The organism is Streptomyces sp. NBC_01257 (genome assembly GCF_035917255.1).
Taxonomy (GTDB): Bacteria; Actinomycetota; Actinomycetes; order Streptomycetales; family Streptomycetaceae; genus Streptomyces.
Genome location: NZ_CP108472.1, coordinates 4,987,528 through 5,011,627, shown reverse-complemented (window position 1 = coordinate 5,011,627; position 24,100 = coordinate 4,987,528). Strand labels below are relative to the sequence as shown.

22 protein-coding genes, 1 tRNA gene and 1 pseudogene are annotated in these 24,100 nt (G+C 73.1%); 9 read left to right on the top strand and 15 right to left on the bottom strand.

Annotated features, from left to right (window positions below; translation table 11 throughout):
* Window positions 1-18 precede the first annotated feature (18 nt).
* The 4 genes from OG408_RS21665 to OG408_RS21650 form a co-directional block, all read right to left on the bottom strand.
* Window positions 19-1,458 (bottom strand): M1 family metallopeptidase, encoded by a 1,440-nt coding sequence (locus tag OG408_RS21665; protein ID WP_442806051.1) that lies wholly within the window; start codon window positions 1,456-1,458, stop codon window positions 19-21.
* A 74-nt stretch (window positions 1,459-1,532) separates the two neighbouring features.
* Window positions 1,533-2,666 (bottom strand): YncE family protein, encoded by a 1,134-nt coding sequence (locus tag OG408_RS21660; protein WP_326671451.1) that lies wholly within the window; start codon window positions 2,664-2,666, stop codon window positions 1,533-1,535.
* Entirely contained in the window at window positions 2,663-3,277 is a 615-nt protein-coding gene (locus OG408_RS21655; protein WP_266780918.1) for an ankyrin repeat domain-containing protein, read from the bottom strand. Before OG408_RS21655 ends, OG408_RS21660 begins: the two co-directional genes overlap by 4 nt.
* Window positions 3,278-3,302: 25 nt before the next feature.
* Window positions 3,303-3,860, bottom strand: a complete 558-nt coding sequence (locus tag OG408_RS21650; protein ID WP_266780916.1) for a GlcG/HbpS family heme-binding protein — start codon at window positions 3,858-3,860, stop codon at window positions 3,303-3,305.
* A 231-nt stretch (window positions 3,861-4,091) separates the two neighbouring features.
* Here OG408_RS21650 and OG408_RS21645 point away from each other — a divergent pair, with 231 nt between their 5' ends.
* The 3 genes from OG408_RS21645 to OG408_RS21635 all read left to right on the top strand — a co-directional run bounded on the left by OG408_RS21645 (window position 4,092) and on the right by OG408_RS21635 (window position 6,556).
* On the top strand, window positions 4,092-5,351 hold the full coding sequence (locus tag OG408_RS21645; protein ID WP_326671448.1) for a sensor histidine kinase: 1,260 nt from the start codon (window positions 4,092-4,094) through the stop codon (window positions 5,349-5,351).
* Window positions 5,348-5,986, top strand: a complete 639-nt coding sequence (locus OG408_RS21640; protein WP_266780912.1) for a response regulator — start codon at window positions 5,348-5,350, stop codon at window positions 5,984-5,986. Before OG408_RS21645 ends, OG408_RS21640 begins: the two co-directional genes overlap by 4 nt.
* Before the next feature lie 72 nt (window positions 5,987-6,058).
* Window positions 6,059-6,556: a hypothetical protein gene (locus tag OG408_RS21635; protein ID WP_266780910.1), complete on the top strand. Its 498-nt coding sequence runs from the start codon at window positions 6,059-6,061 to the stop codon at window positions 6,554-6,556.
* A 19-nt stretch (window positions 6,557-6,575) separates the two neighbouring features.
* Here the strand turns inward: OG408_RS21635 and OG408_RS21630 are convergent, their stop codons facing one another.
* The 3 genes from OG408_RS21630 to OG408_RS21620 all read right to left on the bottom strand — a co-directional run bounded on the left by OG408_RS21630 (window position 6,576) and on the right by OG408_RS21620 (window position 8,790).
* The gene (locus OG408_RS21630; protein ID WP_266780908.1) at window positions 6,576-7,286 is read right to left on the bottom strand and encodes a pentapeptide repeat-containing protein; all 711 of its coding nucleotides are present in this window, start codon (window positions 7,284-7,286) and stop codon (window positions 6,576-6,578) included.
* 69 nt (window positions 7,287-7,355) lie between these two features.
* Window positions 7,356-7,829 (bottom strand): GNAT family N-acetyltransferase, encoded by a 474-nt coding sequence (locus OG408_RS21625; RefSeq protein WP_266780906.1) that lies wholly within the window; start codon window positions 7,827-7,829, stop codon window positions 7,356-7,358.
* A gap of 31 nt (window positions 7,830-7,860) precedes the next feature.
* Window positions 7,861-8,790, bottom strand: a complete 930-nt coding sequence (locus OG408_RS21620; RefSeq protein ID WP_442806137.1) for an aminoglycoside phosphotransferase family protein — start codon at window positions 8,788-8,790, stop codon at window positions 7,861-7,863.
* A 24-nt stretch (window positions 8,791-8,814) separates the two neighbouring features.
* Between OG408_RS21620 and OG408_RS21615 the strand changes: the two genes are divergently transcribed.
* The 3 genes from OG408_RS21615 (at window position 8,815) to OG408_RS21605 (ending at window position 12,129) form a co-directional block, all read left to right on the top strand.
* Window positions 8,815-9,489, top strand: a complete 675-nt coding sequence (locus OG408_RS21615) for a rhomboid-like protein (RefSeq protein ID WP_326671442.1) — start codon at window positions 8,815-8,817, stop codon at window positions 9,487-9,489.
* Between the two features lie 60 nt (window positions 9,490-9,549).
* Window positions 9,550-10,950, top strand: coding sequence for an NAD(P)/FAD-dependent oxidoreductase (locus tag OG408_RS21610; RefSeq protein WP_326671440.1), 1,401 nt, complete (start codon window positions 9,550-9,552; stop codon window positions 10,948-10,950).
* Window positions 10,951-11,037: 87 nt separating this feature from the next.
* The gene (locus OG408_RS21605; RefSeq protein WP_326671438.1) at window positions 11,038-12,129 is read left to right on the top strand and encodes a winged helix DNA-binding domain-containing protein; all 1,092 of its coding nucleotides are present in this window, start codon (window positions 11,038-11,040) and stop codon (window positions 12,127-12,129) included.
* A gap of 121 nt (window positions 12,130-12,250) precedes the next feature.
* Here the strand turns inward: OG408_RS21605 and OG408_RS21600 are convergent.
* Window positions 12,251-12,324, bottom strand: a tRNA-Thr gene (locus tag OG408_RS21600).
* A 181-nt stretch (window positions 12,325-12,505) separates the two neighbouring features.
* Between OG408_RS21600 and OG408_RS21595 the strand changes: the two genes are divergently transcribed.
* The 3 genes from OG408_RS21595 (at window position 12,506) to OG408_RS21585 (ending at window position 15,009) form a co-directional block, all read left to right on the top strand.
* Window positions 12,506-13,642, top strand: coding sequence for an ABC transporter ATP-binding protein (locus tag OG408_RS21595; protein WP_266780855.1), 1,137 nt, complete (start codon window positions 12,506-12,508; stop codon window positions 13,640-13,642).
* 207 nt (window positions 13,643-13,849) lie between these two features.
* Entirely contained in the window at window positions 13,850-14,263 is a 414-nt protein-coding gene (locus OG408_RS21590) for a hypothetical protein (RefSeq protein ID WP_266780853.1), read from the top strand.
* 35 nt (window positions 14,264-14,298) lie between these two features.
* Window positions 14,299-15,009 carry a nucleotidyltransferase family protein gene (locus OG408_RS21585; RefSeq protein ID WP_266780851.1) on the top strand — a complete coding sequence of 237 codons (711 nt, stop codon included), beginning with the start codon at window positions 14,299-14,301 and terminating at the stop codon, window positions 15,007-15,009.
* Between the two features lie 70 nt (window positions 15,010-15,079).
* On the opposite strand, the gene OG408_RS21580 is transcribed toward OG408_RS21585, so the two are convergent.
* The 7 genes and pseudogenes from OG408_RS21580 to OG408_RS21550 form a co-directional block, all read right to left on the bottom strand.
* On the bottom strand, window positions 15,080-16,759 hold the full coding sequence (locus tag OG408_RS21580) for a DoxX family membrane protein (RefSeq protein ID WP_285570781.1): 1,680 nt from the start codon (window positions 16,757-16,759) through the stop codon (window positions 15,080-15,082).
* 210 nt (window positions 16,760-16,969) lie between these two features.
* Complete coding sequence (rlmB, locus tag OG408_RS21575; RefSeq protein ID WP_266780849.1) at window positions 16,970-17,926, bottom strand: 23S rRNA (guanosine(2251)-2'-O)-methyltransferase RlmB; 957 nt, start codon at window positions 17,924-17,926, stop codon at window positions 16,970-16,972.
* An 82-nt stretch (window positions 17,927-18,008) separates the two neighbouring features.
* On the bottom strand, window positions 18,009-19,412 hold the full coding sequence (gene cysS / locus OG408_RS21570) for a cysteine--tRNA ligase (protein ID WP_326671434.1): 1,404 nt from the start codon (window positions 19,410-19,412) through the stop codon (window positions 18,009-18,011).
* 113 nt (window positions 19,413-19,525) lie between these two features.
* Window positions 19,526-19,929 (bottom strand): annotated as a pseudogene (locus tag OG408_RS21565) (PPOX class F420-dependent oxidoreductase).
* Window positions 19,926-21,701, bottom strand: coding sequence for an ABC transporter permease subunit (locus tag OG408_RS21560; RefSeq protein ID WP_326674572.1), 1,776 nt, complete (start codon window positions 21,699-21,701; stop codon window positions 19,926-19,928). Before OG408_RS21560 ends, OG408_RS21565 begins: the two are co-directional and overlap by 4 nt.
* Window positions 21,702-21,825: 124 nt before the next feature.
* On the bottom strand, window positions 21,826-23,352 hold the full coding sequence (locus tag OG408_RS21555; protein WP_326671432.1) for an ABC transporter substrate-binding protein: 1,527 nt from the start codon (window positions 23,350-23,352) through the stop codon (window positions 21,826-21,828).
* A gap of 27 nt (window positions 23,353-23,379) precedes the next feature.
* A complete protein-coding gene (locus OG408_RS21550; protein WP_326671431.1) occupies window positions 23,380-24,006 on the bottom strand; it encodes a GNAT family N-acetyltransferase in 627 nt (208 codons plus the stop codon).
* Window positions 24,007-24,100 lie beyond the last annotated feature (94 nt).

Sequence of the window (24,100 nt, the reverse complement as noted above, 5' to 3'; positions counted from 1 at the left end):
CGTTGCCCCGGGAGCCGGTCAGCCGTCCGCGGCGGGCCGGCTCCTGCCGTACAGCCAGCTCTTCCACAGGTCCGACAGATCCTGCCCGGTCGTCTTCTCCACATAGGCGGTGAAGTCCGCCGTCGAGGCGTTGCCGTGCCGGTGCGCCTTCGTCCAGCCGGCCAGCAGCGCGAAGAACTCCTCGTCGTCGTCGACCGCCTCGCGGATCTTGTGGATCACCATGGCCCCGCGCCCGTACACCGGCTGCTCCGAGATGTCCGCGGCGCCGGGCGGATCCGCCGGCGGGAAGGCCCAGTTGGCGTCGTCGTCATAGGCCTCGTCGAAGGAGTCCTGGGCCGGGGTGTCCTCCTTCTCCTCCTCCCACAGCCACTCCGCGTACGTCGCCAGACCCTCGTTGAGCCACATGTCGCGCCAGGATTCGGGCGTGACGGAGTCGCCGAACCACTGGTGCGCCATCTCGTGGACGAGCAGCCCGATGCTCGGCGGCCCGGGGAAGAACGGCCGGTTCTGCGTCTCCAGCGCATAGCCCGCGTCGTCCTTGCGGTCCACGATCGCGCCGGTGGCGGAGAACGGGTACGGGCCGAAGTGCTCCGCCTCCCACTTCACGACCTCCGGGACGCGGGCCAGCGTGGCCGCGCTCGCCTTCGCCGACTCCGGGTCCACGGCGGTGAACACCGTGATGCCGCCCGCCATGACCGACGTCCTGGTCGTGAAGCGGCCGACGGCCAGGGTCGCGAGGTAGCTCGCCATGGGTTCGGCGGTGTGCCAGCGGTACGTGGTGCGGTCCCCCGAGGTCACCGGCGGGCCGGCCGGCACCCCGTTGGACACCGCCGCCAGTCCCTTGGGGACGCTGACCTTCAGGTCGTAGGAGGCCTTGTCGCCCGGGTGGTGGTTGCCCGGGAACCAGGCCATCGACCCGGTCGGCTCCCCGAGGGCGAGTGCGCCGTCATCGGTCGGCAGCCAGCCCTCCTCGGACCCGTCCGCGTCGGTGATGGTCCGCGGGGAGCCGGAGTAGCGCACGACGGTGCGGAACGTCTCGCCCTTGTGGAGCCGGTCCTCGACCCCGGCGTCCGTACGCAGCGTCAGCTCGTCGCCCGCCCGGTTGACCGCTGCCGGACGCCCCTCCACGGTCGCCGAATCGACGGTCAGCCCGGCCAGGTCGAGATTGAACGAGCTCAGGTCCTGGGTGGCCCGCGCGGTGATCTCGGCGGTTCCGCGCAGCGTCTGCTCGTCCGGGTCGACGTCGAGGGTGAGGTCGTAGTGCGTCACGTCGTAGCCGCCGTTGCCCAGCTTCGGGAAGTACGGATCGTGCACACCGGAGGCACCCGGCTTCCCCTCGACCCCGCCGGTCCCGGCGGTGCAGGCGGGGGCCAGGACCGCGAGGGCGAGCAGCAGGGCGGCCGCCCCTGCCGTGCGGGGGCCGCGGGCCATGCGGGATGCCGGAGGTCGATGATCCACACCGGTGATCCTATGTGCGGAATGTCGGAGTCCGGAGGCACCTGACCGGGGCGGGGAGCCCCGGCCCCCGGCCGTCAGAGCACCGCGATCCCCAACGGCCGCTCGCCCGCCGCCAGCCGGACCGGCGCGCTCTTCCCTGCGAGGTCCACGACCGTGATGCCGTTCCAGTACCCGTCCCGGGTGAAGCCGCCGGTGACGTACGCCGTGCGGCCGTCCCCGGAGACCGCCACGTCCTCGTGCGGACCGTCCAGCGGGACGACGCGCTCGGAGCCGTCCGGCTTCCGAACCGTCAGCGACGCCTCCTCGTCGTCGGAGGCGATCGGTCCGGTGCCGACGACGAGGAGCGTGCCGTCCGGGGCCAGGGCCGCACCGTGCTGGTGGGTGCCGGCCGTCATCGGCTCGATCGCGACCTTGCCGGTGCGCGGGTCGAGCACGGCCAGCCGCTCGCCCTCGAACGGCAGCAGCAGCTTCCCGTCCGCCGGCCGGACGACCGCGTAGTGCGGCTTCAGCCAGGAGCCGAGACCGCCCTCGGTGCCGTACGGAGCCACCTCCATGCGCCGGGTGCGCAGGGTGTCGGTGCGCACGGACGTCACGTCGAAGGAGTCGTGGCCGGTGGCGTACACCTCCGCGCCGTCGCGCGAGACGTCCACGTCGAAGGGACGGCGGCCGACCGGGGCGGTGCCGGTGACCTTCCGGGACCCGGTGTCGATCACCTCCAGCACCCCCTCGGCGCCGGGCACGTTGACGCCCACGTAGACGTGCCGGCCGTCGGGCGCCAGGGCGATGCCCATGCCGCCGCCGCGGTACTCGCCCGTGGTGACCGGCCCGGTCTCCGTCTCGTACGGGATCAGGGCCGGCCGGGTGCGGGTCCGGGTGTCGACGACCGCGACGCCCTCGGCGGTGGCCACCCAGGCCCGGCCGTCGTCCCCGACGACCAGACCGTAGGGGGCGGTGCCGACCTCGACCCGGTCGAACGCCCCGCGTTCCGGATCGACGAACGTCACCGTGTCCCCGCCGAAGTCGGCGACGAGCAGCGTGCCGTCGGGGGTGTTCCCGGCCGCCGCCGGAACCGAGGGGGTGACCGCCGGGCCCGTCGCGGCCGGGGTCTTCGCGGCGGCGCTCCCGTCCGGTGCGCCGGTGGTCCCGGTGGCGCAGCCGGCGAGCGCGGCCGCGGCGGCCAGCAGCAGCACCGCCCGCCGGGCCCTCACCGGGTGTCCTCCGCGTCCCGTGCGCCCCGCAGCAGCGCGGCGATCTCCGTGAAGCCGCGGCGTTCCGCGTGCGCCAGCGCCGTCACACCGTCGCCGTCCGGCAGCCCGGGCGTCGCGCCGGCGGCCAGCAGCAGTTCGACGATCTCCTGATGCGCCCGGCCGCCGTCGCCGAGGATCACGGCCTCCAGCAGGGCCGTCCAGCCCAGCCGGTTGACGTGGTCCACGTCGATGTCGGTGACCCGCAGCAGCTCCCGTACGTAGGCGACGTGGCCCCGCTCGCTCGCCGGGATCAGCGCGATCCCGCCGAACCGGTTGCGCAGCTTCAGGTCCGGACCGGCCGGCAGCAGCACGTGCAGCATCGCGACGCTGCCGGTGACCCCGGTGGCCAGCCAGGGGCTCTCCTCCCGGCTGTCCTGCGCGTCGGGGTCCGCGCCCGCGTCGACGAGCAGCCGGGCGGCCTCCACATGACCGCCGTGCACGGCCAGCAGCAGCGGGGTGCGCAGCTCCCCGTCGCGGACGTCCACCCGGGCGCCGCCCTCGACCGCGGTCCGCACGGAATCGGTGTCGCCGGTGCGTGCGGCGTCGAGCAGCTGCTGATCGAGGGCGTTCATGTCCGTCTCCCGTACGTGGTGGCGACTACTTGGCGAGGGCGGCGACGCCGGCCTCGGCGAACTTCTCGTCGAGGTCGCCGCTGGGCGCGCCGGCCACTCCGATACCCGCGACCGGAGCACCCTTGACCTGCACCGGGGCGCCGCCCGCGAGGAACAGGGTGCCAGGGATGTCCTTCAGGTTCGGGGTCTGGGTCAGCCGCTTGGCCAGCTCGGAGGTGGGGGCGTTCCACGACACGGCGGTGTACGCCTTCTTCTCGGCGGACTCGTACGCCTGCGGGCCCGCGCCGTCACCGCGCAGGGTCAGGATGGTGTTGCCGTTGCGGTCCACGACCGAGACGGCGACCCGCTGGTTCTCCTTCTCCGCGGCGTCCAGGGCGGCCTGCGCGGCCTTCGATGCGGCGTCCGCGGTCAGGTGCGTGGACTGCTGGAGGTTGCGGTTCGCGGTGTCCGCCTTGACGGTGGTCGCGGGGGCGGCGGCCGGGGCGGAGGCGTTCGCGGACATGGCGCCGAAGGTGCCGGCCCCGAGGGCGGCTGCGGCGACGGCACCGGTCAGGACACGGGTGCGCAGCGAGATCTTCTTCATGGTGAGCTCCTTCGGCGGGGGTGGTGCGTGGCTTCTGCGTTCTGTTTCCATCCTTGGGCCGGTTCCGGCTCCGAACGGTCGGCGTACCGGCTCGACAGCACATGCGGGACGGCTGACGGCCCCATCGGCCGATCGGTTGATGCGAAGACGCCCGTTCGGCGTGACGATGAAGGTCCGCGCAGGTCAGAAGCAGTTCCCGCGAGGGGGCCCGGTGAGGGGAAGGGGGACGGGGTGGAGCAGCGGAGGCGGCGGGCAGGAGACGCGGGGCGGGCCGGTGACCCCGGCAGCCGCGCCCTGGCCCTGCTCATGCACGCCGCGTTCTTCCTGCTGCTGGGCGCCTCGCTGACCCGGTTCCTGCTGCGGCACCCGGGCGAGACACGCACCCCGTGGATCATCGGCCTGTCCGTCGCCCTGGCCGTCCTGTATGTCCTCGGGCCGGTCCTCGGCTCCCGCCCGACCCCGCGCAGCCTGCTCTGGCTCGGGGTGCTGGTCGCCGTCTGGATGGTGCTCGTCGTCCTCGCGCCGAGCTTCGCGTGGTGCGCGGTCCCGCTCTTCTACACCGGGCTGCGCATCCTGCCGCCACGGGCCGCGCTCGCGCTGGTGGCCCTGCTGACGCTGTTCGTCGTCGCCGCGCAGCTACGGCTGGCGCACGGCTTCGACCCCAACCTGGTCCTCGCCCCGCCCGCCGTCGCGGCCGTCGCCACCGCCGTCTTCGTCCATATGCAGCGCCAGGCGGAGACCCAGGGCGAACTCATCGACGACCTGCTGCGCACCCGCCGGGAACTGGCCGCCACCGAACGCCGCGAAGGCACCCTCGCCGAACGCCAGCGGCTCTCCATGGAGATCCACGACACCCTGGCCCAGGGCCTGTCCAGCCAGCAGATGCTGCTCCAGGCCGCCGACCGCACCTGGGACGCCGACCCGGCGACGGCCCGCCGCCACGTCCGTACCGCCACCGGCATCGCGGAACGCAACCTCGCCGAGGCCCGCCGCTTCGTCCACGACCTGGCCCCCGCCGACCTCGCCGAGGGCGGCGGCCTGGAGGCGGCCCTGCACGCGCTCGCCGCCCGCGAGACCGCGCAGTCCGAGGGCCGGCTCACCGTGCGCTGCCATGTGGAGGGCACATCGCACAGCCCGCTGCCCGGCCGGGTGCAGTCCGCGCTGCTGCGGATCGCCCAGGGCGCCCTCGCCAACGTCCGGGAGCACGCGGGCGCCACCGAGGCCGCCCTGACCCTCACCCATGTCGACGACCGGACCGTCCTCGACATCGCCGACAACGGCCACGGCTTCGCACCCGCCGCACGGGCCCGGACGCCCGACGGGGTGCGCGGGCACGGGCTGCCCGCGATGCGCGCCCGGATCCAGCAGCTCGGCGGCACCCTGACCATCGAGTCCGCCCCCGGCGAGGGCACCGTGGTGACCGCCACCGTGCCCCTGCCCGACGCACCCGCCCGCCCCACCGCCCCCCTCACCCACCGGGACACCGCATGACCGACGCGAACCCGCCCGTCCGGATCCTGCTCTGCGACGACCACGCCGTCGTACGCGCCGGGCTCCTCGCCCTCCTCGGCAGCGAGCCCGACATCGAGGTCGCCGGCGAGGCCGGCAGCGGCGAGGAGGCCGTCGCCCTGGCCGCCAGGCTCACCCCGGACGTCGTGCTGATGGACCTCCAGCTGGGCGAGGGCATCGACGGTGTCGAAGCGACCCGTCGCATCGTGGCCGGCACCGAGGGCGCCCACGTCCTCGTCCTGACCACGTACGACACGGACGCCGACATCACCCGCGCCATCGAGGCCGGCGCCACCGGCTACCTGCTGAAGGCCGAGCGCCCCGAGGAGCTCTTCGCCGCGATCCGCTCGGCCGCCCAGGGCCGCACCACCCTGTCCCCGCCCGTCGCCAGCCGCGTCATGGCCCGCATGCGCAAACCACTGCCCACCCTCACCGACCGCGAACGCGACATCCTGGGCCAGCTCTCACAGGGCCTGGGCAACCGCGACATCGCCCGCGCGCTGTTCATCAGCGAGGCCACGGTCAAGACCCACCTGGGCCGCATCTACGACAAACTCGGCGTCGACACCCGGGCCGGCGCGGTCTCCGTGGCCAAGGAGCAGCGGCTCCTGCCCTGAACCACCCTCCGCGCCGGACCCCGCCCCTCCGCTGGTGCGGGAGCGACACGCCGGGCATGACACCATCGAACCGTGCTCGACATCGGCTACTCCCTCTCCCGACGCTTCCCCGACCCCCCGCAGACCGACTACCGCCGGGCTGACGTCCACGCCCTGCGCCACGATCTGTTCTCCGGGGACGTCTACCTCGCGGACACCAAGGAGGACCGCGAAGTATCCACAGCCTGGGGATGGGTGCCCGTACTCGACTTCGCCTGGGCCCTGTGCGACATCGTCGAGCAGCTCGACCGGGACCCGCGCGGCAACCGCTCGCACCGCCGCCAGTTCGCCGAACTCGACTTCACCGAATCCTCCGACCGCATGCTCTTCGAGCGCCGCTTCGGCTGGGTCGACGTCGAGGCCGACTGGATGCCCGCCGAGGAAGCACCGCTGACCTTCGGCCACTCCCTGCTGCGCCGCGAGGCCCGCGACTTCCTGCACGACCTGATCGCCGACCTGGCCGACATGCACGAAGGCCTCGCCGACAACCCCACCGTCTGGGACCTCCAGGCCCGCTTCCCCCGCATCTGACCGGGCGCGGCCCGCCCGCTCACGCCTCGACCCGCACCCCGATCTGCGCCGCGAACGCCGGAGCCAGCTCCATCAGCTGCGACGGGCTGATCACCGCACCGGCCAGCCGCTCCACACCCCGTGCGATGTCGAGCTCCGCGACCGTCCGCAGATCCACGGACTCCATCCGCACCGCGCTGAAGTCCGCCCGCTTCAGCACACAGTCCCGGAACTCCACCCGGGTCAGCTGCGCCTCCCCGAAATCCGGCTCCGACAGCACGCAGCCCTCGAAGACCACGTCCTTCAGCCGGGCCTTCCGCAGATTCAGGTAGTCGATCTTCCCGCCCCTGATCAGCACCCGCTCCAGCACCGCGCCGTGCATCTGCACCCCGCCCAGGCGCGCGTCCACGACCTCCACGTCCCGCATCGACACCCCCGCGAGGTCGGTGCCCACCCCCCGTACCCCCGTCAGCACCGAATCGATGAACCGGGACCTGACCAGCTCCGTACGGTCCAGGGCGCAGCCCTCCAGCGCACAGTCCATGAACCGGGCCCCCGGACCCGACTCGTCCGCCAGGTCCACCCCGTCGAACCGCACCCCGTCGTAATCCCCGTCCGCCTCCAGGCCGCCCCCCTCGTACGCCACCAGCGGCGGCAGCCGCACCTCAGGACGACGCGCCTCGGGGACACCGCCCCTGGCGCCCCTGCCCGACCTGCCCGTCCCGCCACCACTACCGCTGCTGCGCACCATGCCCCCATCGTGACGCACACCACTGACAACGCCCCGCCGCGGACATCGCGGCAGGGCGCCGCCCCGGTCTCAGCGGCCGAGCTCCGCCAGGGCCCCGTCCGTCAGCCGGTAGACCGTCCATTCCTCCTGCGGCCGGGCGCCCAGGGACTCGTAGAACGCGATGGACGGGGCGTTCCAGTTCAGCACCGACCACTCCAGCCGCTCGTAACCGCGCTCGGCGCAGATCCGCGCCAGCTCCTTCAGCAAGGCCTTCCCGTGCCCGCCGCCACGGCGCTCCGGGCGCACGTACAGATCCTCCAGGTAGATGCCGTGCACCCCGCGCCACGTGGAGAAGTTCAGGAACCACAGGGCGAAACCGACCACCTCACCGTCGTCGTCCGACACGGCGACATGCGCGTACGCGGCAGGACGCTCACCGAACAGCGCCTCGCGCAGCTGCTCCTCGGAGGCCTTCGCCTCGTGCAGCGCCTTCTCGTAGTCGGCCAGTTCGCGGACCATCGCGTGGATGGCGGGGACGTCGGCAGCAGTAGCGGTACGAATCATGAGGGCAGCGTAGACAGCACCGGCACACCCCCTACTCCCGCCCCAGCAGCCTCCGCGCCAGCTCGGCGTGGACGGGCGCCAGCCGCCGCCCGCCCTCCTCCGTGTCCCAGCACGCGTTCTGCAGCACCCGCCCCAGCGTCCACGCCCGCGCCCGCCCCCGGTCCAGCCCCAGCACGTCCGTCATCAGATCGAACCGCCACACCGCGTCGGCCGCGTCGAACCGGTCCGCCAGCGCCGGGAACAGCTCGAACCCGGCGTCCCCGGCCAACGGCTTCGGATCGATCGCCACCCACCGGTCCGCGTCCCCGGCGCCGCCGCCGAACCCCGCCAGCACGTTCCCGAAATGCAGATCCCAGTGCAGCAACCGGTCCCCCGGCTCCCCCGCGACCTCCCGCACCGCCGCCGCGCAGTCCGCCACCAGCCGCCGCTCCTCCGCGTCCGCCAGCAGCCCCGCCACCTCCGGCGCCGACGCCACCATCCGGTCCGCCGCCTCACCCAGCCCCCGCAGCCCGGCCCCCTCCGGAACCCGCACCGCGGTCAGCCCCGCCAGCAGCTCCGCGACGACCCGCACCGCCTCCCGCGCATCCGCCAACCCCGACAGCGGCCGGCCCCCGTCCAGCCGCTCCAGCAGCATCGTCCCCGTCGCCGCGTCATGCTCCAGCAGCCCCACCGCGCCGGCCGCCGCCGCACCCCACATCCGCAGCGCGACCGGCTCCCCCACCGTCTCCGCGTCGACCGCCTGCAGCTTCAGCGCGGCCGCAAGCCCGTCCGCCTCCCGCACCACGGGCAGCACCAGCGCGCACACCCCGTACGCCGCGTCCCCGTCCAGCCGCAGCCCCCACCGCTCCAGGAACCCCTCGGCCGTCCCCGGCAGCGCCGCGACGAACGCCCGCCCGGCCGCACCGTTGTACTTGGACTGAGTGGCGATCAGCGCATCCGGAATGTCAATCACGCGCACGATCCTAGGAGCGTGCGTCAATCGGCTATGACCCCGAGCCAGCCCGCCCCGCCCACCCGGCCCCGCTCCGCACCCGCCGCGTGGCTCCGTGGCGCCGGCTCCTGGATCCGCAGCGCCCCGGGCACGTACATCTGGCTGGCCGTCCTCTTCGTCACCACCGTCATCGTCCACCAGATGTCGCCCGCCTTCGAGGAGGACTTCCTCCGCCAGCGCTCCACCAACATCCACGAACTGTCCCAGAACCCCGTCCGCGTCCTCATCAGCAGCGCCTTCTGGATCGACGGCGGCCGATGGCTCCCCTACGCCGTCCTCTACACCGTCTTCCACGCCCCCGCCGAACGCCGCCTGGGCACCCTGCGCTGGCTCACCGTCGCCGCCACCGCGCACGTCCTCGCCACCCTCGTCAGCGAAGGCGTACTGGCCTGGGCCATCCGGCACGGCCACGCACCCGAGACCGCCGTCAACACCCTGGACGTGGGCGTCAGTTACGCACTCGCCGGTGTCGTCGCCGTCCTCACCTACTACGTGGCACGCCCCTGGCGGTACGTCTACCTCTTCGCCGTCCTCGTCATCTACGGCGTCCCCCTCATCACCGGCGCCACCTTCACCGACGTCGGCCACTTCACCGCCGCACTCATCGGCCTCGCCTGCTACCCGCTGACCCGCACCACTCACAAGACGAAACCCCGCCCCGCGCAGTAACGTCCCGCCACAGAGCACCGCACTCCACGGCCACACGGACACACGGACAGCAGGGGACACATGAGCACCGTCAGTACCGTCAACGGCGGCATATCCTTCTGGTACGCGAACCAGGGCACCCCGGCCCCCCGCGAACCCCTGCCCGGCGACAGCAACGCCGACGTCTGCATCGTCGGCGGCGGATACACCGGCCTCTGGACGGCGTACTACCTCAAGAAGGCCGTCCCCTTCCTCAACATCACCGTCCTGGAAGCCAAGTTCTGCGGCTACGGCGCCTCCGGACGCAACGGCGGCTGGCTCTACAACGGCATCGCGGGCCGCGACCGCTACGCGAAACTCCACGGCCACGACGCGGCCGTCCGCCTCCAGCAGGCGATGAACGACACCGTCACCGAGGTCATCGACGTCGCCGCCGAGGAGAAGATCGACGCCGACATCCACCGGGGCGGCGTCCTCGAAGTCGCGTACACCCCCGCCCAGCTCGCCCGCCTCAAGGACTTCCACTCCGTCGAGATCGCCTTCGGCGAGAGCGACCGCACCCTGCACGGCGCCCGCGAGACCGCCGAACGCGTCCGCGTCACCGGCGCCGTCGGCTCCAGCTGGACCCCGCACGGCGCCCGCCTGCACCCCGCCAAACTGGTCACGGGCCTCGCCGACACCGTGGAGGCGCTCGGCGTCACCATCCACGAGTCGACGCCCGTCACCGAGATCAAGCCCAAGCACGCCATCACGCCGTACGGCACGGTCCGCGCCCCCTACATCCTGCGCTGCACCGAGGGTTTCACCGCGAACCTCAAGGGCCAGAAGCGCACCTGGCTCCCGATGAACTCCTCGATGATCGTCACCGAGCCCCTCCCCGCCGCCGTCTGGGACACCATCGGCTGGGACGGCCGCGAGACCCTCGGCGACATGGCCCACGCCTACATGTACGCCCAGCGCACCGCCGACGACCGCATCGCGCTCGGCGGCCGCGGCTTCCCGTACCGCTACGGCTCGGCCACCGACAACGACGGACGCACCCGGCCGGCCACCATCGAGGCCCTGCGCGAACTCCTGATCCGCCTCTTCCCCACCACCGCCGGCACCCCGATAGCCCACGCCTGGTCCGGCGTCCTCGGCGTCCCCCGCGACTGGTGCGCCACCGTCACCCTCGACCGCTCCACCGGCCTCGGCTGGGCCGGCGGCTACGTCGGCTCCGGCGTCGCCACCACCAACCTCGCCGCCCGCACCCTGCGCGACCTCATCCAGCAGGACTCCGGCCAGTCCGGCCCCACCGACCTGACCACCCTCCCCTGGGTCAACCACCGCGTCCGCCGCTGGGAACCCGAACCCCTCCGCTGGCTCGGCGTCCACGGCATGTACGCCGCCTACCGCACCGCCGACCGCCGCGAACTCACCTCACCGCGCCCCGGCACGGACCCGATCGCGAAGTTCGCGGACCGGCTGTCGGGGCGGGGCTGAGCGTCCGGCGAAATCGAGGAACAGCACCGAACACCTGGCACAGGCGTCCCTCTCCTGACGAGGTGCCCCGAACCGAAGGAAGCCGTCATGCGGCTGACGGAACGCCGGCTGACACTGCGCTACCTGGAACGCCAGTTGCTGCTCGCCCGCTCCCCGATGGGGAGCGGGCAGGCGGTGCGGCTGCTGCTCGGACTCCAGGCCCAGTACTCGCCCTCGCCCTATCTCGCCCTGCTGGCACGGCTGGACGGAGCCTCCACCACCGGACTGGAGGACTGTCTGCGCGATGCGACGGTGGTGAAGTCCACCCTCATGCGCGGCACCCTGCATCTCGTGGCGGGGGCGGACTATCCGGTCTGGGGCGAGATCTGGCGCGAGCAGGCGACCGAGCACTGGAGCCGCCGCTGTCCGGGCCTGGACGAGAAGACCGCGGCCGCGGTCGCCGAGTTCACCCGCGAGCCGCGTGAGCGCGAAGAACTGCGCGCCTTCATGGGCGAGTTGACGGGTGACGCGGTGACGCCCCGCGAACTGCTCCATGTCGCCCGCGCCCTGGTGCCGCTGGTGCAACCGCCGCCGTCCGGCTTCTGGCGACACCACGGCAAGGCGAGTCTGCAGTGCCACCGGGAACCGCCGGAGCTCGTCGGCCCGGCGGCGATGGGCCGCTGGCTGCGCGCCTACCTGACCGCGTACGGACCCGCCGGACTGCGCGACGCGGCGAAGTTCGCGGGCCTGACCGTGGGACGGGTCCGGGCGGGTCTGCCGTACGCGGGCCCGGTGGAGCGGCTGGAGGGGCCCGACGGCCGGGACCTGCTGGACGTGCCGGATGCCATGGACCCGGACGAAGGGGTCCGGGTGCCGTTCCGGCTGCTGCCCAAATGGGACTCGGCGCTGCTCGCCCACACCGACCGCGGCCGGATCATGGACCCGGAGGTCCAGCGCCGCGTCGTCAACCGGTCCAACGGTGACGTGGCGGCCACCTACCTGGTCGACGGCCGGGTGGCCGGCACCTGGTCGGCCGGCGAGAAGGGGTCGGCCGCCCGGCTCGTTCTCACCCCGCTGGTCCGCGCGGAGCTTCCGGACGACGCCGAGCCCGAGGGCGTACGACTGCTCCGCTTCCTCCATCCCCGGGCCGCCCGGCACAGCGGCGAGGCCGCCCCGTTCGACGGAGACCCGCTGCCATGACCGCTCCCGCCGCGGTGGCCGCCCTGGTCGCCGAGTACTGCGCGGAGTCACTCGGGCCCACCATCGCGTCCAGGCAACAGAAAACCCCAGGTCACAGCACACGTGACCTGGGGTTTCACCGAGCCCCCTATCGGATTCGAACCGATGACCTACGCATTACAAGTGCGTTGCTCTGGCCAGCTGAGCTAAGGAGGCGTGCCGGAGCAGTGTAACCAACGGCGGCCCCCGCCCCGCGCAGAAATCTCACACACCTCCAACTACTGACAGATCGCAAACCGCCAGGTAGCGTCGCTGGAAGTTCACCCAGGTGGACCAGACCACTCCCTTTGCAACGGATCGTCCGGCACGTTCCTGCCGGTTGAGGAGAAGATTCAGCATGGCCAGTGTCACGTTCGACAAGGCGTCCCGCGTCTACCCCGGCTCCACCAAGCCGGCGGTCGACCAGCTCGAGATCGACATCGAGGACGGCGAGTTCCTCGTCCTCGTCGGTCCCTCCGGTTGTGGCAAGTCGACCTCCCTGCGCATGCTCGCGGGTCTCGAGGACGTCAACGGCGGCGCGATCCGCATCGGTGACCGCGACGTCACGCACCTGCCGCCGAAGGACCGGGACATCGCCATGGTGTTCCAGAACTACGCGCTCTACCCGCACATGTCCGTCGCGGACAACATGGGCTTCGCGCTGAAGATCGCCGGTATCAACAAGACCGAGATCCGCGCGAAGGTCGAAGAGGCCGCCAAGATGCTGGACCTCACCGACTACCTGGACCGCAAGCCGAAGGCGCTCTCCGGTGGTCAGCGTCAGCGTGTGGCGATGGGCCGCGCCATCGTGCGTGAGCCGCAGGTCTTCCTCATGGACGAGCCGCTGTCGAACCTCGACGCCAAGCTCCGTGTCTCCACTCGTACGCAGATCGCCTCGCTCCAGCGCCGCCTGGGCATCACGACCGTGTACGTCACCCACGACCAGGTCGAGGCCCTCACCATGGGCGACCGTGTCGCGGTCCTCAAGGACGGTCTGCTGCAGCAGGTCGACTCGCCGCGCAACATGTACGACCGCCCGGCGAACCTCTTCGTGGCCGGCTTCATCGGCTCCCCGGCCATGAACCTGGTCGAGGTCCCGATCACCGACGGTGGCGTGAAGTTCGGCAACAGCGTCGTCCCGGTCTCCCGCGAGGCGCTCACCGCCGCCGCGGACCGCGGTGACACGACCGTCACGGTCGGCATCCGTCCCGAGCACTTCGACATCGTCGAGCACGGCGGCGCCGCCGCGAAGACCCTCACCAAGGACTCCGCCGACGCCCCGGCCGGTCTGGCCGTCTCGGTCAACGTCGTCGAGGAGCTCGGCGCCGACGGCTTCGTCTACGGCGCCGCCGAGGTCGGTGGCGAGCACAAGGACCTGGTCGTCCGCGTCGGCGGCCGCGCCGTCCCGGAGAAGGGCACCAAGCTCCACGTCGTGCCCCGCCCGGACGAGCTGCACGTCTTCGCGACCTCGACCGGTGAGCGCCTCACCGACTGATCCCGCGCACGCTGTACGGTGGCCCCGCACGTCTCTCGTGCGGGGCCACCGCGCGTTGGGGGGTTTGGGCGGGCGGCGGCAAATTCCCCGGCACAACGGGCATTTCACTACCGGTCGTCAACACGGGATTCGAAAAACTCACTCGAACCGTCCCCCGCGAGGGTGACGAAATGTCGCCAAATCATCACTGACCGCTACGCTCGCTGCGTGACCCACACCGCGCGCCGTATCGGCCGAACTCTCGCATTCGTACTGCCTGTCGTCATGGTCCTGTCCGGGACCCTCGCGGTCACCGCCGTGCCGTGGGCAGCCTCCAACTCCGACGCCCAGATGCTCACCGCGTCCGCGCAGACCGTCTCCAAGCGCGCCAAGCCGCGCGCTCCGCAGGACATCCTGCGCGACAAGCTCCTCCTGGAGCTCCAGGAGAAGGACCCCGGTGCCGCGCTGACGGATCTGCAGCGCGCCGTCGAGGGGCGCCCGTCGCTCGCCCGGCACTGCATGTCGATCGCCAGGGCCCTGGGCAAGGCGGCCGTCGCGCAGTACGGACCGACCCGTGCGCACCGCTTCTCGCGGCCCGTCTGCGACACCTCCTTCGCCTCGGGTGTCGCGCAGTTCAGCTGACCGCTCCCGGCCGGGCACGGCATATCGTGCCTGGCATGCATACGTTTCCGACGCAGGCCGTGATCCTGGCGGGTGGCCAGGGATCGCGGCTGCGCCCGTACACCGATGACCGCCCCAAGCCGATGGTCGAGATCCCGGGCACCGGGACTCCGATCATCGGCCATCAGCTTTCCTGGCTGGCCGCCGAGGGCGTGACCGATGCCGTGGTGTCGTGCGGGCATCTCGCCGAGGTGCTGCAGGAGTGGCTGGCCGAGGCCGTGCTGCCGCTGCGGGTCACCACGGTGGTGGAGTCCGAGCCGCTGGGGCGCGGTGGCGGGCTGAAGTACGCGGCGGCCCGGCTGCCCGATCCGGAGCAGCCCTGGTACGCGACGAACGGTGATATCTGGACCCGTTTCTCGTTGCGCGAGATGGCCGCGTTCCATGCCGAGCGCGATGCGACCGCGACCCTGGCGCTGGCCCGGCCGCGCATTCCGTGGGGTGCGGTGGAGACGGACGCGTTCGGGCACATCACGGACTTCATCGAGTCCCCGCCCTCGCCGTATCTGATCAATGCGGGGGTGTACGTGTTCTCCCCCGCGTTCACGGGGCTGCTGCCGGACCGGGGCGACCACGAGCGGACGACGTTCCCCCGGCTCGCGCGCGAGCGCAGGCTGGCCGGGTATCCGTTGCCGCACGGGGCGTACTGGCGGGCCATCGACACCGCGAAGGACCTGACGGAGGCGGCGAAGGAGCTGGACGGGCAGTAGCGCGCACACGCCGAAGGGGCGGGTACCGGAGTCGTTTCCGGTACCCGCCCCTTCGGCGTGCTCGTGGGGGTCAGCCGAGGAGGCCGCCGATGGGGTTGCGGCCACCACCGCCGCCGCCACCACCGCCACCGGTGTCGCCGCCGCCGGTGGAGCCGCCCGTGGAGCCGCTGCCGGGGGCGGTGCCGCCGGTGGACGAACCGCCGCCGCTGCCGGCGGGGCCGGATGAGCTGGGGCCGGAGCTGCCTGCCGGGGACTGCTGCTGGGGGGTGGTCCGCTGCGGGGTACCGGGGCCGGTGCCCTGGGTCTGGCTGGGCTGTCCGGCACTCGCGCCGGCCGCCTGGCCGGACTCGCGGACGCTGTCCGTGGCGGGCGTGGAGGCCTTCGCGGACGGGGTGCGGGGAGCGGTGCTGCGGGAGGGCGCGGGCCGCTGTCCGGCGGGGGACTTGGAGGCCTTGCCGCCGCGGGACTCCCCGGGGAGCGGGGAGCCGGGGAGCTGGTTGGTCGGGACGCCGTTCGGGCCGGGGACGGTGACGACCTCGGAGGAGCGGACGGCGCCGCCGAGCATGGAGCCGATGAGGAGGGTGAGGCCGACGACGACGGTGGCGACGACGCCGCCCCGGCGCAGGACGCGGCGGCGGAGGTCCCAGATCTCGGAGCGGGGGCCGAGCTTGCGCCAGGCCTCTCCGGCGAGGCGTCCGTCGACGGAGTAGACGGGGGCGCCCGCGATGATCAGGGGGCTCCAGGCGGCGAGGTAGATGATGTCGGGCGCGTCGTACACGGCGACGGTGCGCCAGCTGACGGTCACCAGGAGGGCGGCGGACAGCAGGGCGCCGACGGAGGCCGCGACGCGCTGCCAGAGGCCGAGGACGGTCAGGACGCCGACGACGACCTGGAGGAAGGCGATCGTGAGTCCGGCGCCGACGGGGTGCGAGAGCGCGAAGTCGCGCAGGGGTCCGGCGAGGGCCCACGGGTGCAGCGAGGTCAGCCACTTGACCATGGAGCCGCGGTCTCCGCCGTCGAAGTAGACGGGGTCGCAGAGCTTGCCCATGCCGGCGTAGATGGAGATGAAGCCGAGGAAGACGCGCATCGGCAGCAGGACGACGCCGAGGTTCATGCGGCGGCCGGGGTAGTACGCGTGCCGGACGGCGTCGGCGCCCTGGCGCCGGCCGCGGGTGTCGGTGATGTCGTCGGCGTAGTCGTCGTACGCGTCCGGGTCGGGCCCGTCCTGGTCGTACCGGCCGGGCTCGACGGCGTCGTAGGCGCCCACGGCCTGGCGCATGGGCGGCAGCAGCGGGCCGCCGGGACGGCCGGGCCCCTGCGGCGCGGTGACGACCGGGTTGGGCTGGGTCTCTTCGAGGCGCGGGATGACCTGGGTGCCGGCGCCGCCGCGGCCGCTTTCGAACTCGTAGGAGGCGTACGGCTCGTAGGGGTCGTACGCGGTGTCGGGCCGGCCGGCGGTGGAGTTCCGGACGGCCTGGAGGAGTCCGGTGGCGCCGGGGTCGCCGGGGGCGGACCTGCCGCTCCACACGACGGGGGCGCGCCGGCCGCGGCCGGCTCCGCTGCCGCTCATGGCAGGGATCCTGGGCGCACCGGCGGGGGTCACACCGCGCAGCCGTGCGCGCTGGCCGGGGGCGAGCTGCACCCGGAAGCTGGCGTGGTTGACGATGACCTGCGCAGGGTCGCAGTCCACCTTGGTCATGCTCAGGGCGGGTTGTTCGTCGAACCGAGGCGTTCTGGTGTCCACACTCATCTAACCGAGTGATGTGTGTTTAGGACACTGCCTTGACGGTGCCGAAGTGTCCGAGGCCCGTCAACAGGGGGTGGCGGGGTGCGCCGGGGCGTGCGCGGGTCCGGATGCGCCCCCGGTGTGACCCGTGCGGAGGCGGCCCGGGGGCCGGTCGGGCGCCGCCCGGGCGGGTGGTCCCGCGGGACGGGCCGTGCGGCCCGTCCCGGTGGCGGATCAGGCGCGGCGGCGCGCGACCTCGTACATCACGATGCCGGCGGCGACACCGGCGTTGAGGGACTCGGCGCCGCCCGGCATGGAGATGCGGACGCGGTAGTCGCAGGTCTCGCCGACGAGGCGGCCGAGGCCCTTGCCCTCGCTGCCGATGACGATGACGACGGGGCCGCCGAGGGCTTCGAGGTCCTCGACGGTGTGCTCGCCGTCCGCGGCGAGGCCGACGACGGCGATGCCCTCCTTCTTGTACGCCTCCAGTGCCCGGGTCAGGTTGGTGACGCGGGAGACGGGCGTACGGGCGGCGGTGCCGGCGGAGGACTTCCAGGCCCCGGCGGTCATGCCGGCCGCGCGGCGCTCGGGCACGACGACGCCGTGGCCGCCGAAGGCGGAGACGGAGCGGACGATGGCGCCGAGGTTGCGGGGGTCCGTGACGCCGTCGAGCGCGACGATGAGGGGGTCCTCGCCGTTGTCGTAGGCGGCGGCGGTGAGGTCCTGCGGGTCCGCGTACTCGTACGGCGGGACCTGGAGGACGAGGCCCTGGTGGTTGAGCCCGTTCGTCATGCGGTCGAGCTCGGGGCGCGGGGCTTCCATCAGGTTGATGTTGCCGCGGGCGCCGGCGAGCTGGAGGGCCTCGCGGACGCGCTCGTCGTTGTCGATGTACTGCTGGACGTACAGCGTGGTGGCGGGCACGCCGTCGCGCAGGGCCTCGAAGACCGGGTTGCGGCCGACGACCATCTCGGAGGTGCCCTTGACGCCGCCGCGGCGGGGCGCGGGACGGCGGTTGGCGGCCTGCTTGGCCTTGGCGGTCGCGATGCGGTTCTTCTTGTGCTTCTTGCGCTCCTCGGCGGGCGGCGTCGGTCCCCTGCCTTCGAGAGCGCGGCGTCGGTTACCGCCGCTGCCGACCTGCATGCCCTTCTTGTTGGACGTGCGGCGGTTCCTGCGCTGGCTGTTCCCGGCCATGACCTACCTGTTTCGTTGCTTCAGACGTGCATGCGTATAAGTGAAAGTGTGCCGCCCGGCGGGCCGGGCGGCACATGGAGGACTACTGGCGCGGGCCGAGTGTCCACCGTGGTCCGGCCGGGCTGTCCTCGATGACGAGGCCGGACTGGTTGAGCTGGTCGCGGATGGCGTCGGCCGCGGTCCAGTCCTTGCGCTCGCGGGCGGACTGGCGCTGGTCGAGGACGAGCCGGACGAGGGTGTCGACGACGCCGTGCAGATCGTCGCCGCGGTCGCTCTCGCCGGCCCAGTGCTCGTCGAGCGGGTCGAGACCGAGGACGCCGAGCATGGCACGGACCTCGGCGAGGCGGGCGACGGCCGCTTCCTTGTCGTCGGCGGCGAGGGCGGAGTTGCCCTGACGGACGGTGGTGTGGACGATCGCGAGGGCCTGCGGGACGCCCATGTCGTCGTCCATCGCCTCGGCGAAGGCGGGCGGCACCTCGGCGGCCGGCTCGACGGTCTCGCCGGCCTTCTCGGTGACGCGCTGGACGAAGCCCTCGATGCGCGCGAACGCGGACTCCGCCTCGCGCAGGGCGTCCTCGCTGTACTCGATCATCGACCGGTAGTGCGGGGTGCCGAGGTAGTAGCGCAGCACGATGGGGCGCCAGGCCTTGACCATGTCGCTGACCAGCACGGAGTTGTCGAGGGACTTGGACATCTTCTCGCCGGACATGGTGACCCAGGCGTTGTGCATCCAGTACTTCGCGAACTCGTCGCCGAAGGCCTTGGCCTGGGCGATCTCGTTCTCGTGGTGCGGGAAGATCAGGTCGATGCCGCCGCCGTGGATGTCGAAGACGGTGCCGAGGTACTTGTGCGCCATCGCGGAGCATTCGAGGTGCCAGCCGGGGCGGCCGCGGCCCCAGGGGGTCTCCCAGCTGGGCTCGCCGGGCTTGGACGCCTTCCACATGGCGAAGTCGCGCTTGTCGCGCTTGCCGGTCTCGTTGTCGGCGGAGGGCTGGAGCAGGTCGTCCAGGTCCTGGTTGGAGAGCTCCAGGTAGCCGGGGAACGAGCGGACGTCGAAGTAGACGTTGCCGTCGGCCGCGTAGGCGTGGCCGCGCTCGATGAGGCCGCGCATCATCTCGATCATCTCGGTGATGTGGCCGGTGGCGCGGGGCTCGTACGTGGGCGGCAGGCAGCCGAGCGCGGCGTAGCCGTCGTTGAACGCGCGCTCGTTCTCGTAGCCGATGGCCCACCAGGGGCGGCCCTGCTCGGCCGACTTCTTGATGATCTTGTCGTCGATGTCGGTGACGTTCCGGACGAACGTCACGTCGTAACCGCGGTGGGCGAACCAGCGGCGCATGATGTCGAAGTTCAGTCCGGACCTGATGTGCCCGATGTGCGGGGCGGCCTGGACAGTAGCGCCACAGAGGTAGATCGAGACACAGCCCGCTGTGAGCGGGACGAAGTCACGGATCTGCCGGGCGCTGGTGTCGTACAGGCGAATAGTCACGCCTCAAGGGTAGTGGGCGTGCACCAGTGCCCAGCGACCCCTTGGGCGATTGCGTGGACAGTTGTTACGGCTCCGGGCGGGCCGGAGCCGTGACAGGTGATCGTCCGGGGTGCTCAGACGGCTCCGACGACCTTCCGGGGCGTGATCCGGACGACGACGCGGGGGTCGTCGGCACCGGAGGTGGGGTTGAAGTCGGCGTACTTCTTGCCGGTGTACTTCAGGGACAGCTCGTCGATGAGTTCCTGTCCGCCCTCGGTGGTGAGGGTGGCGGTGCCGCGGATCTCGGCGTACGTGTACGGGGCGTCGAAGGGCTGGACGACGACGGAGACGCGCGGGTCGCGGGCGAGGTTCTGTTCCTTGCGGCGGCCGGTGGTCGTGGAGATGAGGACGTCGTCGCCGTCCCGCTTCACCCAGACCGGGGACCCTGGGGGCTGCCGTCGGGCTGGACGGTGGCCACGGTGACGAAGACCGGGGTGTCGAGCAGCGCCTTGAGTTCGGGGGAGAGTGCGGCGGTCATGGCGTACGTCCTCCTGAGCGGGTCGGTGATGCCTCTACCCCTACCCCAACCACGCCTCCCCCGCCCCGCTTCCCGCTTCCGGCGCCGCGTACCGCCGCCGCGGTGAGGACGGCCAGGGCGCCGAGGGCGGCGAGGGCGGCCGCGGGGGCGAGGACGGACCAGGGGGCGCGTTCGGCGTAGGGGAGGTTCTCGGAGAGCATGCGCCCCCATTCGGGTGAGGGGGGTGCGGTGCCGAGGCCGAGGAAGCCGAGGGAGGCGAGGGCCAGGGCGATGGCGGGGACGCGCAGGACCGCGTGGCGGGCGACGGGCGGCAGGACGCCGGGCAGGAGGTGGCGGCGCAGCAGGTGGAGCGGTCCGGCGCCGAGTGCGCGGGCGGCGGCCATGTGCGGGGCGGCGCGTTCCTGGGCGTGCAGGGCGCTGGTGTGGGCGGCGAGGGGCGCCCAGGCCACGGCGGTGACGGCGGCCGCGGCGCTCCAGGGACCGGGGCCGGCGATGCCGGCGACGACGAGGCCGGTGAGGATCGCGGGCAGCGCGTTGGCGGTCTCGGTGAGCGCTCCGGCGCGTACGGCTCCGATGACGAGGCCGATGAGCAGGGTGGCGGCGGAGACGGCGACGGCGGTCAGGACGGTGCGGGCAGCGCCGTGGCCGAGGCGGGCGAGGATGTCGCGGCCCAGCGAGTCCGTGCCGAAGGGGTGGGCGGCGGAGGGTCCTGCGAGGCGGGCGGCGGCGTCGATGTGGAGCGGGTCGCGCAGGAGTCCGGCGGCGGTCACGGCGGCGAAGAGCGCGGCGAGGAGGAGTGCGCCGGCGATCAGGGACCGGCGTGCGCGGGCGGCCGGCGGGACGAGCGCGGGCAGGGCGTCGTCGTGGAGGGCGGGGCCGAGCAGCGCGCGGGTGGTGAGGCGGGCCGCGAGGCCGGCGGCGGTGCCCAGGACCAGCAGGATCAGGACGCAGGCCTGGAGGACGGGGAGGTCCTGGGCGAGGGCGGCGGCCAGCGCGGTGGAGCCGAGTCCGGGGACGGCGTAGAGGGTCTCGACGGCGACGGCTCCGCCGGTGAGCCCGACGACGACCATGCCGAGCTGGGGCAGCAGGCCGGGCAGGGTGCGGCGCAGGGCGTGGCGGGCGGTGCGGTGTCCGGGCAGGCCGGCCGCGGTGGCGGCGCGGGCCCACGGCTCGGCGAACGCGGCGGGCAGTGCGTCGTCCAGCAGCCGGCCGAGGAGTGCGCCCGCCGGGATGCCCATGGCGAGGGCGGGCAGCACGGCCTGTGCGGGGGTGCCCCAGCCGAGGGCGGGGAGCCAGTCGAGGCGGACGGCGAAGACCGCGGCGAGGACGGCGGCGATCAGGAACTCGGGGAGCGCGGCGAGGACGGCGGCGCCGGTGCCGGCCCCGGCGGTGACGATCCGGCTGCGCGCCCCGCGCCTCAGGGTGCGGGCGGCGAGCGCGGCGGCGGTCAGGAGGGCGACGGCGAGCGAGACGCCCATCAGGGTCAGGGACACCCCGAGGGCGGATATCGCGTCGGGGGCGACGGGCTGCCCGGAGACCCAGGAGGTGCCGAGGTCGCCGCGGAGGAGCCCGCCGAGCCAGCCGCCGAGTACGTGGAGCGGCCCGCCGTCGAGGCCGGTGTCGGCGCGGATGGCGTCGAGGGTCTCGGCGGTGGGCGGCCGGTCGGCGTACCGGGCGTGCAGGATCGTCAGTGCGGGATCGGTCCGGGTCAGCCGGGGCAGCAGCCCGATGACGGCGACGACCGCGAGGAGTGCGGCGAGCCGCCCGGCCAGTGCCGCGGCCGGCAGCGTCGGCCCGCGGCGGAGCGGCGTCCGGCGCGTGCGCGCGGCGGGAGTGCGTGCCGGGCGTCGCGGCGGGGCCGGCGTCTCCCGCCGCTGCACCGGGGGCTTCACCCGGTCACCCGACGCGGGTGTCTGCGGTGATGAGGGTGCGCTCCATCGGGTCGAGCGAGACGCCGTGGACGCGGCTGTCGTCGTAGCCCTGGACGAAGCGTTCGTGGAGGAGCGGTACGAGGGCGTCGGTGCCGAGTACGTCTGCCTCGGCGGCCGCGGCGGCGGCGTGGCGGGCGTCGGTCCCGGCGGTGCCCGCGGCCTTGTCCACGGCGGCGTCGACGCGCTCGTCGCAGAGCTGGGAGATGTTGAAGCTGCCGTCGCAGGTGAAGTCGGAGGCGAGGTAGGAGACCGGGTCGGCGGTGTCCAGGAGGGTGTTGCGGGCCTGGATGAAGGCGTCGTACTTCCCGGCGAGGGCGTCGGCCTCCAGCTGGGCGTAGTCGCGGACGACCTGCCTGACGGTGAAGCCGCGCCCGGTGAGCTGCTGCTGGACGACGGTGGCGACCTCGGGGAGCTCGGGCCGGTTGGTGTACGTGGCGAGGACGATCTCCTTCGTCTTCGCCACCTGCGCCCGGTCCGCGGCCGCCGCCCGGCCGACGGGGGCCTTGCGGGCGGCGTCCGCCCACGGGACACCGGGGCCGAGCAGGCCCTGCGCGGTGTCGGCGCGGCCTTCGTGGACGGCCTTGACGAGGGCCTCGGAGTCGATGGCCGAACGGGCGGCGGCGCGCATCGCCGGGTCGGCGAAGACACCGTGCCGGGTGTTGAGGGAGAGGCCGTTGGTGCGGGCGGAGGGGAATGCGTGGACGAGCCCGTCACCGAGGAGGGAGGCCTGGGAGATGGGTACGTACTCGGCGACGTCGACGGCGTCGGTGCGCAGGGCGTTGGCACGGGCGGTGCCGTCGGCGACGAACGTGACGTCGGCGCCGGGGGACTCGGCCCTGCCGCCCCAGTAGGTGTCGTTGCGCTCCAGCGTGGCGCTGACGGCGCCCTTGACCGCGGCGAGGGTGAAGGGTCCGGTGGCGTGCCCGGCCGGGTTCACCTTGCCGTCGCGGTAGGCGGCGGCGGACAGGATGGTGAGGGAGGGGTTGGCCAGGCGCTGGGGCAGCAGCGGGTCGGCCTCGTCGGTGACGATCCGTACGGCGCCGGCACCCGCCGCGCTCGCGGTGATGCCGGTGTCGGACAGGACGCGGGGCTTGGGCGACGCCTTCTCGGCGGCGTTCAGCGACCGGACGACGGCGGCCGGGTCGACCTTCGTGCCGTCCTGGAAGACCGCATCGCGCAGGGTGAAGGTCCACTCCTTGGCGCTGTCCCGCTTCCAGGAGGAGGCGAGTGCGGGCTCGGCCGCGCCGTCGCGGCCGAGGCCGGTGAGGCCCTCGATGACCGCTAGGCGGCTGAGGGTGACGGCGTCGTCGCCGTAGGGGGACATCGCCTGGGCGGGCGGGAAGGCCATGACGACCCGGAGGCGTTTCCCGTCGTCCGCCGCGCCATCGGTGCCGGACGCGCCGCCGGAGCAGGCGGTGGCGAGCGGGACGAGGAGGGCGGTCGCGGACAGGGTCAGCGGCAGCGCGGAGCGACGGCGTCGGGGCGTGGGCATGGCAACGACCTTATATGAAAATGATTGTCATTTAACGGGCGGGGTGACCGTGGCGCCCGCGCCGACGGCGGCGCCCTCGCGCGGCCCGGCCCCCGGGAACGGCAGCTCGAAGTGGACGATGCCCTGGCCGCCGCCCGGCAGTGCGCGCTCGTCGCACACCTCCGTCGCCAGCGACCGCCAGAACGGCTCGGCGCCCGGCACGGCGGGATCGGTGTGCAGGTAGACCGCCTCGTACCCGCCGGCGTCCGCCACGAAGGCGCACAGCTCGCGCACCATCCGGCGCGCGAGCCCGCGCCTGCGGTGCTCCGGCCTGACGTAGATCCGGCAGAGCTGGGCGGTGGTGCCGGACGGGAAGCGGTCGGCGACCCACTGCGGATTGGGCGGCGCCTGGGGGCCCCGGTCGCGCACGGCACCCGTGGCGACGATCTCGCCCGCATGCTCGGCCACCAGCAGCGTGCAGCGCCCGGGGCCCAGGTAGGCGGCCCCAGGATCGATGATGTCGGCGTGCCAGCGCGGTACGTAACCGGACCGCAGGTCGCGGTAGACGGTGTCGAGCATGACGGCCCGGGCCCCGCCGACGTCCTGCGGGCCGGCGGTGCGCAGGACGTACCCGTCGGCGTTGGCCCCTGCCGGAGCGATCGTCGTCGTGCTCATCCCGGAGCTTCACCGTCCCTTGCGCGCCGCATCATTGCCGTATCAGCGTACGTGCAAGTGATGTGCAACAAGGCCGCGGGTTCCGGGTAGCCCC

What these genes read in the sequence shown, in the direction of transcription:
- OG408_RS21550 (WP_326671431.1), bottom strand. Translation starts at nt 24,006, where the DNA reads ATGAGCACGACGACGATCGCTCCGGCAGGGGCCAACGCCGACGGGTAC.
- OG408_RS21585 (WP_266780851.1), top strand. Translation starts at nt 14,299, where the DNA reads ATGCATACGTTTCCGACGCAGGCCGTGATCCTGGCGGGTGGCCAGGGA.
- OG408_RS21615 (WP_326671442.1), top strand. Translation starts at nt 8,815, where the DNA reads ATGACCCCGAGCCAGCCCGCCCCGCCCACCCGGCCCCGCTCCGCACCC.
- OG408_RS21625 (WP_266780906.1), bottom strand. Translation starts at nt 7,829, where the DNA reads ATGATTCGTACCGCTACTGCTGCCGACGTCCCCGCCATCCACGCGATG.
- OG408_RS21655 (WP_266780918.1), bottom strand. Translation starts at nt 3,277, where the DNA reads ATGAACGCCCTCGATCAGCAGCTGCTCGACGCCGCACGCACCGGCGAC.
- OG408_RS21580 (WP_285570781.1), bottom strand. Translation starts at nt 16,759, where the DNA reads ATGAGTGTGGACACCAGAACGCCTCGGTTCGACGAACAACCCGCCCTG.
- OG408_RS21610 (WP_326671440.1), top strand. Translation starts at nt 9,550, where the DNA reads ATGAGCACCGTCAGTACCGTCAACGGCGGCATATCCTTCTGGTACGCG.
- OG408_RS21555 (WP_326671432.1), bottom strand. Translation starts at nt 23,352, where the DNA reads ATGCCCACGCCCCGACGCCGTCGCTCCGCGCTGCCGCTGACCCTGTCC.
- OG408_RS21605 (WP_326671438.1), top strand. Translation starts at nt 11,038, where the DNA reads ATGCGGCTGACGGAACGCCGGCTGACACTGCGCTACCTGGAACGCCAG.
- OG408_RS21630 (WP_266780908.1), bottom strand. Translation starts at nt 7,286, where the DNA reads ATGGTGCGCAGCAGCGGTAGTGGTGGCGGGACGGGCAGGTCGGGCAGG.
- OG408_RS21650 (WP_266780916.1), bottom strand. Translation starts at nt 3,860, where the DNA reads ATGAAGAAGATCTCGCTGCGCACCCGTGTCCTGACCGGTGCCGTCGCC.
- rlmB (WP_266780849.1), bottom strand. Translation starts at nt 17,926, where the DNA reads ATGGCCGGGAACAGCCAGCGCAGGAACCGCCGCACGTCCAACAAGAAG.
- OG408_RS21595 (WP_266780855.1), top strand. Translation starts at nt 12,506, where the DNA reads ATGGCCAGTGTCACGTTCGACAAGGCGTCCCGCGTCTACCCCGGCTCC.
- OG408_RS21640 (WP_266780912.1), top strand. Translation starts at nt 5,348, where the DNA reads ATGACCGACGCGAACCCGCCCGTCCGGATCCTGCTCTGCGACGACCAC.